Origin of the sequence: Kineothrix sp. MSJ-39 (assembly GCF_018917935.1) — a bacterium.
Taxonomy (GTDB): Bacteria; Bacillota; Clostridia; order Lachnospirales; family Lachnospiraceae; genus CAG-194.
The window spans coordinates 1-12,483 of the sequence record NZ_JAHLPN010000016.1; the positions used below are offsets into that span (position 1 = coordinate 1).

At 45.1% G+C, this 12,483-nt stretch carries 13 protein-coding genes and 1 riboswitch; of the genes, 9 read left to right on the forward strand and 4 right to left on the reverse strand.

Features of this window, described 5'->3' with window-relative positions:
* Window positions 1-153 precede the first annotated feature (153 nt).
* Window positions 154-1,986 (reverse strand): translational GTPase TypA, encoded by a 1,833-nt coding sequence (gene typA, locus KQI22_RS10295; protein ID WP_216552010.1) that lies wholly within the window; start codon window positions 1,984-1,986, stop codon window positions 154-156.
* A gap of 229 nt (window positions 1,987-2,215) precedes the next feature.
* Here typA and KQI22_RS10300 point away from each other — a divergent pair, with 229 nt between their 5' ends.
* The 5 genes from KQI22_RS10300 (at window position 2,216) to KQI22_RS10320 (ending at window position 7,708) form a co-directional block, all read left to right on the forward strand.
* Window positions 2,216-2,872 carry a single-stranded DNA-binding protein gene (locus KQI22_RS10300; protein WP_216552012.1) on the forward strand — a complete coding sequence of 219 codons (657 nt, stop codon included), beginning with the start codon at window positions 2,216-2,218 and terminating at the stop codon, window positions 2,870-2,872.
* A gap of 95 nt (window positions 2,873-2,967) precedes the next feature.
* Window positions 2,968-3,465, forward strand: coding sequence for a cob(I)yrinic acid a,c-diamide adenosyltransferase (locus KQI22_RS10305; protein WP_216552014.1), 498 nt, complete (start codon window positions 2,968-2,970; stop codon window positions 3,463-3,465).
* Window positions 3,466-3,679: 214 nt separating this feature from the next.
* Window positions 3,680-3,854: riboswitch (Lysine riboswitch) on the forward strand.
* Between the two features lie 128 nt (window positions 3,855-3,982).
* Window positions 3,983-4,870: a 4-hydroxy-tetrahydrodipicolinate synthase gene (gene dapA, locus KQI22_RS10310; RefSeq protein WP_216552016.1), complete on the forward strand. Its 888-nt coding sequence runs from the start codon at window positions 3,983-3,985 to the stop codon at window positions 4,868-4,870.
* 93 nt (window positions 4,871-4,963) lie between these two features.
* Window positions 4,964-5,719, forward strand: a complete 756-nt coding sequence (gene dapB / locus KQI22_RS10315) for a 4-hydroxy-tetrahydrodipicolinate reductase (protein ID WP_216552018.1) — start codon at window positions 4,964-4,966, stop codon at window positions 5,717-5,719.
* A gap of 27 nt (window positions 5,720-5,746) precedes the next feature.
* Window positions 5,747-7,708, forward strand: a complete 1,962-nt coding sequence (locus KQI22_RS10320) for a fructose-1,6-bisphosphatase (RefSeq protein WP_216552020.1) — start codon at window positions 5,747-5,749, stop codon at window positions 7,706-7,708.
* A gap of 35 nt (window positions 7,709-7,743) precedes the next feature.
* Here KQI22_RS10320 and KQI22_RS10325 read toward each other — a convergent pair whose 3' ends face one another.
* Window positions 7,744-8,109 (reverse strand): hypothetical protein, encoded by a 366-nt coding sequence (locus KQI22_RS10325; RefSeq protein ID WP_216552022.1) that lies wholly within the window; start codon window positions 8,107-8,109, stop codon window positions 7,744-7,746.
* 106 nt (window positions 8,110-8,215) lie between these two features.
* Between KQI22_RS10325 and hisA the strand changes: the two genes are divergently transcribed.
* Window positions 8,216-9,001, forward strand: coding sequence for a phosphoribosylformimino-5-aminoimidazole carboxamide ribotide isomerase (gene hisA / locus KQI22_RS10330; protein ID WP_216552024.1), 786 nt, complete (start codon window positions 8,216-8,218; stop codon window positions 8,999-9,001).
* A gap of 142 nt (window positions 9,002-9,143) precedes the next feature.
* Here hisA and KQI22_RS10335 read toward each other — a convergent pair whose 3' ends face one another.
* Window positions 9,144-9,344 (reverse strand): cold-shock protein, encoded by a 201-nt coding sequence (locus tag KQI22_RS10335; protein ID WP_022004239.1) that lies wholly within the window; start codon window positions 9,342-9,344, stop codon window positions 9,144-9,146.
* Window positions 9,345-9,520: 176 nt separating this feature from the next.
* Here KQI22_RS10335 and KQI22_RS10340 point away from each other — a divergent pair, with 176 nt between their 5' ends.
* Complete coding sequence (locus KQI22_RS10340) at window positions 9,521-10,042, forward strand: transcription repressor NadR (RefSeq protein WP_216552026.1); 522 nt, start codon at window positions 9,521-9,523, stop codon at window positions 10,040-10,042.
* 75 nt (window positions 10,043-10,117) lie between these two features.
* Window positions 10,118-11,182, forward strand: coding sequence for a PTS transporter subunit IIC (locus KQI22_RS10345; RefSeq protein WP_216552028.1), 1,065 nt, complete (start codon window positions 10,118-10,120; stop codon window positions 11,180-11,182).
* Between the two features lie 159 nt (window positions 11,183-11,341).
* Here the strand turns inward: KQI22_RS10345 and KQI22_RS10350 are convergent, their stop codons facing one another.
* Window positions 11,342-11,632, reverse strand: coding sequence for a YerC/YecD family TrpR-related protein (locus tag KQI22_RS10350; protein WP_216552030.1), 291 nt, complete (start codon window positions 11,630-11,632; stop codon window positions 11,342-11,344).
* A 205-nt stretch (window positions 11,633-11,837) separates the two neighbouring features.
* Here KQI22_RS10350 and KQI22_RS10355 point away from each other — a divergent pair, with 205 nt between their 5' ends.
* The gene (locus KQI22_RS10355; RefSeq protein ID WP_216552032.1) at window positions 11,838-12,476 is read left to right on the forward strand and encodes a DUF1836 domain-containing protein; all 639 of its coding nucleotides are present in this window, start codon (window positions 11,838-11,840) and stop codon (window positions 12,474-12,476) included.
* Window positions 12,477-12,483: the final 7 nt, after the last annotated feature.

The following is a 12,483-nucleotide window of genomic DNA, read 5'->3' on the forward strand; positions in this document are numbered from 1 at the left end:
TTTTTATACCCAAAGATGCAGACCTGTTCAAAAATAGAAAAAATCATACAAAGAAACGCCAAAACCGACATTTGCCGGAGTTGGCGTTTCTTTGTTAGGGACTTATTTTACAGCCCCTTTTTTATCCTATGTAAGTTTACATAATATTAAGAATTATGATTTTCTGAAACCTGCACGCTTACGCATGGTAGGATCCAGGATCTTTTTACGGATACGAAGACTCTTCGGTGTTACCTCTAAGAGCTCATCGGTATCGATAAACTCAAGTGCCTGCTCTAAGGAGAGGATCTTTGGCGGTGACAGACGAAGTGCTTCATCTGAGCCGGAAGAACGGGTATTTGTCATCTGTTTCTTCTTGCAGACATTGATCTCAATATCTTCAGCCTTACCTGTTTCGCCGACTACCATACCGGCATACACCTTTTCGCCCGGTCCGATGAAGAGAGTACCACGTTCCTGTGCATTGTACAGACCGTAAGTAATGGCTTCGCCGGATTCAAATGCGATCAGGGAACCCTGTGCACGGTACATCATATCTCCTTTGTAAGGACCATATCCATCATACGTTGTATTGATGATACCATTTCCCTTTGTATCTGTCATGAATTCACCGCGGTAACCGATCAGGCCACGCGCCGGAATGGAGAACTCAAGACGGACATAACCGCCGTTGGCAGCGCCCATACTGATGAGCTCACCTTTTCTGGCAGATAACTTCTGGATGACAGAACCGGAGAATTCATCCGGTACATCGATATAAGCAAGCTCCATTGGCTCAAGCTTTTTGCCGTTTTCGTCGGTCTTGTATAAAACCTCGGCTTTGGAAACCGCAAATTCATAGCCTTCACGGCGCATATTTTCGATCAAAACGGAAAGATGTAATTCACCACGACCGGAAACCTTGAAGCTTTCTGTTGTTTCGGTTTCTTCCACACGCAGGGAAACATCTGTATTTAACTCGCGGAACAGTCTGTCACGCAGATGACGGCTTGTGACATATTTGCCTTCCTGTCCGGCGAGCGGAGAGTCATTGACGATAAAATGCATGGCGATCGTCGGCTCTGAGATCTTCTGGAATGGGATCGGAACCGGATTCTCCGGGCTGCAGAGTGTATCACCGATATGGATATCTGCAATACCGGAAATGGCTACGATGGAACCAATGCCGGCTTCTTTGACTTCTACCTTATTTAAACCGTCAAATTCATACAGCTTGGAAACCTTCACCTTTTTCATCTTGTCAGGCTCATGATGGTTGACGATGACAACATCCTGATTGACACGGATCACGCCGTTATCTACTTTGCCGACACCGATACGGCCGACATATTCATTGTAATCGATCGTACTGATCAGTACCTGTGTACCTGCATCAGGATCTCCTTCCGGTGCAGGAATGTAATCAAGGATCGTTTCAAACAATGGCATCATATCTTTGCCCGGCTCCTCGATGGAAAGAGAAGCAGTTCCGGCTTTTGCGGAAGCATATACGATCGGGCAGTCAAGCTGGGATTCATCCGCATCCAGATCGATGAGAAGCTCAAGCACTTCATCAACAACCTCAGCAGGTCTTGCTTCCGGACGGTCGATCTTGTTGACACAGACGATGACCGGTAATTTCAGCTCCAGTGCTTTGCGCAGTACGAATTTGGTCTGTGGCATGGCACCTTCAAAAGCATCGACTACAAGGATAACGCCATTTACCATTTTCAGGACACGCTCTACTTCACCACCGAAGTCCGCATGACCTGGTGTGTCGATAATGTTGATCTTTGTATTTTTATAAGTAACGGCAGTGTTCTTGGAAAGAATGGTGATACCACGCTCTCTCTCGATATCGTTGGAATCCATGACACGTTCTGCCACTTCCTGATTTTCACGAAATACACCGCTTTGTTTTAACAGTTCATCTACCAGTGTCGTTTTACCGTGATCGACATGGGCGATGATTGCGACATTACGAATATCGTCTCTCGTTGTTTTCATATAACTCCTCACTCTCTAAAAACGGGGTCTACAGTTAAATAGGATGCCCAAACTCTTTTAGTCTATCACATTTTTTGCAAAAATCAACAAGGACTGTAAGAAAACAACAGCTTTTGTCGATGAAACCATGTCATAATTATGGAATTCATTCATAAATATATATAGCAGACAATGTCTGACGTAAGTAAATAAGGAAAAAATTCTTAAAGTAAGAAGGGAGAACCGGAACATGACAGATAAGGTAATGGAAAACAATCAGGTAACCGTGATGGGAGAGATCGTAGGAGAATTCGTCTACAGCCATGAGATTTTTGGCGAGGGCTTTTATATGGTAGATATTCTTGTGCCAAGACTCAGCGATTCATCAGACAGGATACCGCTTATGATCTCAGAAAGGCTGATGGATGTTTCAAAGGACTACCGAGGAACACTCGTCATGGTAAGCGGACAGTTCAGGTCATATAACCGTCACGAAGAACACAGGAACAGACTGATCCTTTCCGTTTTTGTACGGGAGGTTGCATTTATTGAACAGGTACCGGAAAATGAAAAGACAAATTATATCTTTCTGGACGGATTCATCTGTAAGGAACCTGTTTACCGGAAAACGCCGCTCGGAAGAGAGATCGCGGATATTCTGCTGGCTGTGAACCGTCCGTACGGAAAAAGCGATTATATCCCGTGCATCAGCTGGGGCAGAAATGCCAGATATGCGAATCATTTCAGGGTTGGGGAACGCTGCAGGATCTGGGGAAGGATCCAGAGCCGCGAGTATATGAAAAAGATCTCGGAAGATCAGGCGGAAAAACGTGTGGCATATGAAGTAAGCGTCAGCAAACTGGAGCTGGCTTCCGAGGAAGAGCCGGACGTTCTGCAGAACGCCTGATAGCGGGAAAATGCGGAAAAGTTGCATCCTGCAGTATTTTGTGGTATAGTCTGCCTGTTAAGTAAAACGAGCAAAGTCGTTTTGTGAGGTGTGACATGAAACAGGGTAAGATCCATATTTACAGTGGAGACGGGCACGGAAAGACGCCCGCTGCACTGGGAGAAGCATTATATGCGGCAAGTGAAGGGAAAACGGTTGTTGTCATCCAGTTTTTAAAGGCGGATCATCTGATGAGTGCAGAGTATCTGAAGCGTCTGGAGCCGGAGATCAAGTTTTTCCGTTTTGAAAAATCCTCTGCGGAGTACGCAAGTCTGGATGAGGCAGCGCGGGAAGAGGAAAAGATGAATATCCGCAACGGACTGAATTTTGCCAAAAAGGTATTGTCAACAGGCGAATGTGATCTGTTGATCTTAGATGAGGTACTGGGACTGATCGATGTCGGTATCTTATCGGTAGAAGAGCTGAGGACGCTTATTTCAGCCAAGACAGAGGAAACGACAGTCATCATGACAGGCATCCAGCTCAGCGATGAAGTATGTATGTTGGCAGATGAGGTTTCCAAGATCGAAACAGTGAATTTTAAGGTATTTTAAATAATGTCATGCATCTGTGATGCATGATGCAGCCTCAATCCATCTGCGAAGCAGATTATGCATGGATTGAGGTTCCAAGATAATGACAGGTAACTGCCCCGGTCGGGATATGGCCGGGGCAGAAACTGTCTGTAATTGCTTGACAGAAGGCAGTATTGGTGCTATGCTTTTTTTAGGCTCTGAGTGCTATGCAGAGCTTACATATCAAAATATAAAATGAGATAGAGGTCGCATTTTTCAACAGTAGATCCGGGGATGCAGCAGGTGCAGAGGAACAGGAAGGAAAGGGAAAGATGCCGAAAGAAAAGGTGCCTGACCACTTTATTCTTGGGCATGCAGTTAAGAGCTGTATGACTGTCATCAGTAAATGATGGGGAGCTATCGGAGATTGAAGGATTACCGGCTCACATGTGCCGGTTTTTTATATAATAGGAAGTTTTTTCGCATATTCTATTATATAAATGAAGGAACAGAGGTCGTCCGCTGTAATTCCCATAGAAACAAGGAGGAAGAGGATATGTCAATTTTTACTGGAGCAGGTGTTGCCATCGTTACACCATTTCATGAGGATGGCAGTGTCAACTATGAAGCATTTAAGGAGCAGATCGAGCGTCAGATCGCCGGAGGAACCGATGCCATTATCGTATGTGGTACAACAGGAGAATCTTCCACACTGACACATGAAGAACATTTGGATGTGATCCGCTACTGCGTAAAGGTAGTCAATAAGAGAATCCCGGTTATCGCAGGAACAGGTTCCAACTGTACGGAAACAGCGATCTATTTATCTACAGAGGCTGAAAAGGCTGGTGTAGACGGACTTCTGATCGTTACACCATATTATAACAAGTGTACACAGAAGGGTCTGGCAGAGCATTTTACAATGGTAGCCAATTCCGTAAAGGTTCCGATCATTCTGTATAATATTCCGAGCAGAACCGGTGGTGTGCTGATCCAGCCGGAAACTGTCGTAAAACTTTGTAAGGAAGTAGAGAACATCGTTGGTGTAAAGGATGCCACAGGTAATATTTCAGGCGTTGCCAAGGTGATGCAGCTTGCAGACGGCTGTGTAGATCTGTACAGCGGTAATGATGATCAGGTCGTACCGATCCTGTCACTGGGCGGCAAAGGTGTGATCTCCGTATTATCCAATGTAGCACCACAGCAGACTCATGATATGTGTGCGAAGTTCTTTGCAGGCGATGTAGAAGGAAGCCGCAAGATCCAGTTAGATGCCCTTCCGGTCATTGACGGACTGTTCTGTGAGGTCAATCCGATCCCGGTTAAGAAGGCAATGAACCTGCAGGGCTTAAATGCAGGACCGCTCCGCAGACCATTGACAGAGATGGAGCCTGAACATGCTGAGAAGTTAGCACAGGCAATGAAGAACTTCGGTATTTTATAAAATAGGAAAAGAATAGAAAGCCCCGGCCAAAGGCATGTACTTAGACCGGGGCTTAGGTCGCTTTATAATATGTAGGATAAGGAAGGGAAAAAGATGACAAGAGTAATTATGTACGGCTGTAACGGCAAAATGGGACAGACCATTACAAGACTGATCGAAGAAGAAAATGATGTAGAGATCGTAGCAGGTATCGATGTATGTGATACAGTGAAAAACAGCTATCCGGTATTTCAGAATATCGCAGACTGTGATGTGGAGGCAGATGTTGTGATCGACTTCTCCTCACCGGTTTGTACCGATGCCCTGCTTGACTGGTGCGCAGACAAGAAGGTGCCGGTTGTGGAATGTACCACAGGACTTTCCGAGGCACAGCTTGCCAAGATCAAAGAGACATCCGAAAAGGTTGCAGTCCTGAAATCCGCAAATATGTCAATGGGTATCAACCTGCTTGAGAAGCTGTTAAAGGAAGCAGCAGGTCTTCTGGCAGATGCCGGTTATGATATCGAGATCGTGGAGAAGCACCACAAGCTGAAAAAGGATGCACCGTCAGGTACAGCTCTGGCACTTGGAGATGCCATCAATGAAGGGCTTTCCGAAAAATACGAATATGTATTTGACAGAAGCCAGAGAAGCATTCCGCGTCCGCAGAAGGAGATCGGTTTTTCTGCTGTCAGAGGCGGTACGATCGTCGGAGATCATGATGTGATCTTTGCAGGCGAGGATGAAGTCATTACATTCTCTCACAGAGCTTATTCCAAAGCCGTATTCGGAAAAGGCGCGGTACAGGCTGCAAAATTCTTATGCGGCAAACAGCCGGGCTTATATGACATGAGCGATGTGATCGGCTAAAATAACAAACAGGAAAAGGGGAAACATATGGATGATATGGAACTGAGATATCTGAAATCTCTGTCAAAGCAGTATCCGAATATCGCATCGGCAAGCACGGAGATCATCAACCTGCAGGCGATCCTGAATCTGCCTAAGGGAACAGAGCATTTCATGACAGATGTACACGGAGAATATGAGCAGTTTAATCATGTGCTGAAAAACGGTTCCGGTTCGGTCAGACGAAAGATCGATGAGGAATTCGGCAATACGTTGAGCAGCAAGGACAAAAAGAGTCTGGCTACGCTGATCTATTATCCGAAGGAAAAGCTGGAAATTGTCATGCAGGAAGAGGAAAATATTGAGGACTGGTATAAGATCACATTATATCGTCTGGTGCAGATCACAAAGCACGTTTCCTCCAAATACACGAGATCCAAGGTGCGTAAGGCACTTCCGAAGGATTTCGCTTACATCATTGAAGAATTGATCACAGAGAAGGCAGAGGTGCAGGATAAGGAAGGCTATTACAATGAGATCGTACATACGATCATCCGCATTGGCAGAGCACCTGATTTTATCGTTGCCCTCAGCAAACTGATCCAGCGGCTTGTCATCGACCATCTGCATATCGTAGGTGATATTTATGACAGAGGACCGGGCCCGCATATCATTCTGCATACACTGCGTCATTATCACAGCGTGGATGTGCAGTGGGGCAATCATGACATTGTCTGGATGGGGGCTGCAGCAGGTTCCCTTGCCTGTATTGCAAATGTGGTCAGAATGTCTGCCCGCTATGGCAATCTGGATACGCTGGAGGAAGGTTATGGGATCAACCTGATCCCGCTTGCGACTTTTGCGCTGGAGCAATACAAAAATACAAGTGAAGCCTTTGCGATCAAATACAATACCGATTACAATACCAAAGATCTGGGCATGGATATGAAGATGCATAAAGCGATGGCTGTCATCCAGTTCAAGCTGGAGGGACAGATCATCAAGCGCAGACCGGAATTCATGATGGAAGACAGACTGCTTCTGGATAAGATTAATTTTGAAAAAGGAACGGTCATGGTAGAGGGCAAGGAATATAAGATGCGGGATATGGATTTCCCGACGATCGATCCTGCCAATCCGTATGAGCTGACACCGGAAGAAACAGAAGTCATGGAAAGACTCCGTCAGGCGTTTACGCGATGTGATAAATTGCAGAAGGATGTCAGATTCTTATTTGCAAAGGGCGGACTTTACAAGGTATACAATTCCAATCTGTTATACCATGGCTGCGTTCCGCTCGATGAAGAAGGTAACTTCTTAAAGGTCAATGTATTCGGAAAAGAATACAGCGGAAAAGCACTGTATGATATTCTGGATACGTATGCCAGAAGAGGCTATTATGCAAGCCGTGAATCCGGTGATAAGGCAAAGGGCGAGGATATCCTCTGGTATATCTGGACAGGTCCGAATTCTCCGGTATTCGGCAAGGATAAGATGACGACGTTTGAGCGTTATTTCATTGAAGATAAGGAAACACACGTAGAAACAAAAAATGCCTACTACAGGCTGTATGATAACGAGGAGATCGTGGACAAGATCCTGCGGGAATTTGGTCTGGATACGACAAAGTCCCATATCGTGAACGGGCATGTTCCGGTAGAACGCAAAAAGGGCGAGTCACCGATCAAATGTAACGGAAAGCTGCTTGTCATTGACGGTGGATTTTCCAAGGCTTACCAGCATAAGACGGGAATTGCCGGTTATACGCTGGTTGCCAATTCTTACGGAATGCGTCTTGTTTCGCATGAGCCTTTTGAATCGACAGAAGCGGCGATCCGCAAGGAATCCGATATTTTCTCCGATTCCATCGTGGTAGAAACCGCGCTGCGCCGCCAGTGTGTGGCAGATACCGATATCGGTGTGGAGCTCAAGGAGAGCATCCATCAGTTAGAGGAGCTGTTAGATGCGTACCGGGAAGGTGTTCTGGTGGAGAAGAATTCGTACCAGTAGAAAAAATGGGCTGTGGTCTGCACAGCCCGTTTCCTTTATGGGTTATTGTCTCCGGTGAGGTCATCTACGACGTCACCTGCGCCATGTGCAACATCATCGACTGCATTGCCTGCATCGTCAATGACATCACCGACAGCATTACCGGCGTCATCAACCGCATCGCCGACAGCATTGCCTGCGTTATCGTTCATGTCGCCGTTGTTTGTCTGGTTACCGGATGTTGTGCCGTTATTACTGATATTGTTGTCATTATTTCCGGCGTTATCATTTGGTGTCTGTGTGGTGTTGTTTGCATTACCTGCTTCGTCTGAATTGTTGCCTGTCGTATTGCCGCAGGCTGCGAATGTAAACATAGACGCTACAAGCAGCGCAGTGAATAAAAGCTTTCTTGTCTTTTTCATAAAAATCACTCCTTTTGCTAAGAATAAAATCTATCAGCTGTACTGATACTCATAATGTAACCAATTAAAATAAATTTTATACGAAAGAAATAACAGAGGAACAGAAATGGAATTCAGACCTTGTATCGATATTCATAATGGAAGTGTAAAGCAGATCGTTGGCAGCAGTTTGTCGGATCTGGGAGATTATGCCAGAGAAAATTTTGTTTCAAAGCAGGATGCGGCATTTTATGCAAACCTGTATCAGCGATATGGGATCAGGGGCGGACATGTGATCCTGCTGAATAAAGAAGGAAGTCCTTATTATGAAGAAACAAAAAAACAGGCTCTTTCAGCTCTTGCAGCTTATCCGGGCGGTTTGCAGGTCGGCGGCGGGATCACAGATGAAAACGCAAAACTGTATCTGGACGGTGGTGCCAGTCATGTGATCGTGACATCCTTTGTATTCCGCGACGGGAAGATTGATTATGACAGACTGCAAAGACTGGTGCAGGTGACCGGAAAAGAGCATCTGGTACTGGATCTGAGCTGTAAGAAAACAGAAAACGGATACTACATCATGACAGACAGATGGCAGAAGCAGACGGACACGCAGCTTTCACCGGAAGCCATGGAGCGGCTTTCCGCATACTGTGATGAATTTCTGATCCATGCGGTAGATGTGGAAGGGAAAAACAGCGGGATCGAAGAGGAGCTCGTGAGCCTGCTTTCCGCCTTTACGGACAGGCCGGTTACTTATGCGGGCGGCGTACATGACTTTGCGGATCTTTCCAGACTGAAAAAGCTGGGCAAGGATCATATCAATGTAACGATCGGAAGCGCACTGGATCTGTTTGGCGGGAAGATGGCATTTACAGAAGTGCTGAAGGCGTGTGGAGATCAGACAAAATAGGAAAGAAAAAAGCAACCGGTCATATGACCGGCTGCTTTTTTTAATCCGTTAAAACAATTGCTCATTCAAAACTAAATTCTTTCAATTTATATTTTAAAAAGGCACATCGAAAAACTGATTAAGCTTGTAAGAAGCGTACTTCTTATAATTTAGTTACGTTAACTGCCTGAGGTCCTTTTTCGCCGTTAACTACTTCGTACTCAACTGCCTGGCCTTCTTCTAATGACTTGAAGCCTTCCATGTTAAGTCCTGAATAGTGTACGAAAACGTCGTTTCCAGCTTCATCAGAGATGAATCCGTAACCCTTCTGGTTGTTGAACCATTTAACTGTACCTTTGTTCATTGTGGCTACCTCCAAAATAATATATCTGTCATTTATGACAACGTAAGAATAGCACACCTTTTTTTAAAAGTAAAGATGAAATAAATCATTTTACATTCTTTTACCGGCTTGGTACAATCAAAAAGGAGCGGATCTTGATCCGCAGTACAGGATTTTCGGGAAGGAGCGGAAATGGCATGAATGCAGAGGAAAGAAGAAAAAATATCTTAAAGCTGCTGGCAGAGTCGGACAGCCCGCTGTCGGGCACGGATCTGGCAAAATGCCTTGCGGTCAGCAGACAGGTCATTGTACAGGATATTGCGCTTTTGCGTGCTGTCAATAAAAATATTTTATCCACGAATAAAGGCTATCTGTTATTTCATGAGGAAGAAAAAAAGAAAGGCAGGAAGCGCTCTGTCAAGGTCAGACATACGCAGCAGCAGATACTGGATGAACTGTATACGATCGTCGATCTGGGCGGACATATTCTGGACGTCGTGGTTGCACATGAAATCTATGGGCAGATCACCTGCGACCTGATCATCAACAGCAGACAGGATGCCAAGAGTTTTGTGGAGCAGTGTGAAAAGAGCCATGCAAAAGGTCTGAGTACGCTGACGGACGGCGTGCATTATCATACGATCGAAGCGGAGACGGAAGAGATGCTTGACCGGATCGAACAGACACTGGCTGAAAAAGGATACTTGCTATCTGATTAAAAATATGATAAGGTACCCTTGTTGACTGACAAGACAGCTGAATATACAGCTGTAAATACTGTCGAGGAGGATACTATGGAAAAATGTAAAAAAATACTGAACAAAATTTTTATCGATGGTCTGAGTGGTATGGCAACAGGTTTATTTGCAACGTTGATCATCGGAACGATCATTTCCCAGATCGGCAGCTTTATTCCGGGAAATATCGGTACTTACATCTATATGATGGGAAAGGTAGCATCTTCCGTTACCGGTGCCGGTATCGGTGTGGGAGTGGCGCTGAAATATAAGGAAAGTCCGCTGGTAGTGATTTCTGCAGCGACTGCAGGTATGATGGGGGCTTTTGCCAGCAAGATTCTGGCAGGCACAGTTTTAGTCGATGGCGTGATCACTTATGCAGGTCCGGGCGAACCGCTTGGTGCTTTTATTGCAGCACTTGTTGCGATCCTGGTCGGACATCTCGTCAGCGGCAAGACAAAGGTGGATATTCTGATCACGCCGCTTGTCAGCATTGTATCGGGCAGCGCGGTCGGACTGATCTTAGGCCCTCCGATCTCTGCTTTTATGGCATTCATCGGACAGCTTGTCAATGTAAATGTAGAAGCACATCCGTTTATCGGCGGTATTATCGTTTCTGTTTTAATGGGTATTATCCTGACACTGCCGATCAGCTCCGCAGCGCTTGGCATAATCTTAAATCTGTCAGGTCTGGCAGCAGGTGCGGCAACAGTCGGATGCTGTGCGAATATGGTTGGTTTTGCGGTTGCAAGCTATAAGGATAATAAGGTGAACGGACTTTTGGCGCAGGGACTTGGTACAAGTATGCTGCAGATCGGTAATATCGTGAAGAAGCCGATCATCTGGCTGCCTGCTATTTTAACAAGTGCGGTGCTCGGCCCGGTTTCGACACTGGTATTTGGCATGACAAATAATGCAACTGGCTCTGGTATGGGGACAGCAGGTCTGGTCGGACAGATCACGACCTATCAGACAATGGCAGCCATGGAGAGCGGAAGCATTGTACTTGTCAAGATCATCGTACTGCATTTCCTGCTGACAGGTGTTCTTTCCTGGGCATTTGCCACAGGCATGAGAAAGCTTGGCTGGTTACAGGACGGCGATATGAAGCTGGACGTGTAAGTGATAGATTATAGATCCAGATAGAAAAGAGAATTGTGATAGAAGCGTTTTTTGCTACAACAAAAATCCCATGTAGGAAATTTCAGGATCAGGCAATCGTGCAGATCTGAAATGACTACATGGGATTTTTATTGGATGGCATGCACTGCCTGCAGTGCTTTATTCTTCCTTCATACGGCTGAACACCATTTCATAACCGTCATTTCCGTAAGTAAGAGAGCGGTTGACACGGCTGATGGTAGCTGTGGAAGCCCCGGTCTTTTCGGCGATTTCCAGATAGGTCTTATGCTCTTTCAGCATGGCAGCAACTTCAAAACGCTGGGAAAGAGAGAGCAGCTCATTGACTGTACACAGATCTTCAAAAAAAGAATAGCATTCCTCTTTGGATTTCAGGGTCAGGATCGCTTCAAACAGATGATCGACCGGTTCAGATTTTAATTGCTTTACCATAATTTCCCTCCGACACTTTAACACTGTAAAATTTTAACGTCATACATTTTCTTTATCTTAGCACAGGAAATGAAAAGCGTCAACCGGCGCAGACATTCTTTCAGGCGGGAGAAAGAAAAGATAGACATTTACAAATAGTTTTTAATACTATATAATGTAGTATAAATGAAAAAACAAGTAATACAGGAAAGAAGCGGAGCGTATTATGACAATTTCAACAGAAGATTTATTAAACAGCATAATGGAAAGCTTTGACCGCATAGATTATATTAAAACAGCGGATATTCCGAATATCGACCTTTACATGGATCAGGTTACGACCTTTATGGATCACCGGCTGAAAAGTACGACAAGGCAGGAAACGGATAAGATACTGACAAAGACCATGATCAACAATTATGCGAAGAATGATCTTCTGCCGCCGCCTGTGAAAAAGAAATACTCCAAGGAGCATCTTCTGGTGCTCATCTTTATCTATTATTTCAAGGGATTTCTGTCAATCAGTGATATCCAGGAGCTTTTGCAGCCGATCACAGACCGTTTTTTCCAGAAAGAAGACGGACTGACACTTTCCGATATTTACGAAGAAGTTTTTCAGATGGAAGGAAAAGAGATCCAGGCGCTGAAAAAAGATGTGGCAAGACATTTCGAGCAGGCACAGAAATCTTTTACGGATGCGGATGAAGAATCCAGAGACTTCCTGCAGCAGTTTTATTTCATCTGTATGTTGAGCTTTGATGTATATGTAAAGAAGCTTCTGATCGAAAAGCTGATCGATGAGATGAGAAGCAGCAGACAGAGTGCGGAAGAATCTGAGAAGGAAGAAAAAAAGAATAAAAAATAAACCAGAG

Coding starts and splice junctions, on each gene's coding strand:
- typA (WP_216552010.1), bottom strand. CDS start 1,986: ATGAAAACAACGAGAGACGATATTCGTAATGTCGCAATCATCGCCCAT.
- KQI22_RS10300 (WP_216552012.1), top strand. CDS start 2,216: ATGACAGATAAGGTAATGGAAAACAATCAGGTAACCGTGATGGGAGAG.
- KQI22_RS10305 (WP_216552014.1), top strand. CDS start 2,968: ATGAAACAGGGTAAGATCCATATTTACAGTGGAGACGGGCACGGAAAG.
- dapA (WP_216552016.1), top strand. CDS start 3,983: ATGTCAATTTTTACTGGAGCAGGTGTTGCCATCGTTACACCATTTCAT.
- dapB (WP_216552018.1), top strand. CDS start 4,964: ATGACAAGAGTAATTATGTACGGCTGTAACGGCAAAATGGGACAGACC.
- KQI22_RS10320 (WP_216552020.1), top strand. CDS start 5,747: ATGGATGATATGGAACTGAGATATCTGAAATCTCTGTCAAAGCAGTAT.
- KQI22_RS10325 (WP_216552022.1), bottom strand. CDS start 8,109: ATGAAAAAGACAAGAAAGCTTTTATTCACTGCGCTGCTTGTAGCGTCT.
- hisA (WP_216552024.1), top strand. CDS start 8,216: ATGGAATTCAGACCTTGTATCGATATTCATAATGGAAGTGTAAAGCAG.
- KQI22_RS10335 (WP_022004239.1), bottom strand. CDS start 9,344: ATGAACAAAGGTACAGTTAAATGGTTCAACAACCAGAAGGGTTACGGA.
- KQI22_RS10340 (WP_216552026.1), top strand. CDS start 9,521: ATGAATGCAGAGGAAAGAAGAAAAAATATCTTAAAGCTGCTGGCAGAG.
- KQI22_RS10345 (WP_216552028.1), top strand. CDS start 10,118: ATGGAAAAATGTAAAAAAATACTGAACAAAATTTTTATCGATGGTCTG.
- KQI22_RS10350 (WP_216552030.1), bottom strand. CDS start 11,632: ATGGTAAAGCAATTAAAATCTGAACCGGTCGATCATCTGTTTGAAGCG.
- KQI22_RS10355 (WP_216552032.1), top strand. CDS start 11,838: ATGACAATTTCAACAGAAGATTTATTAAACAGCATAATGGAAAGCTTT.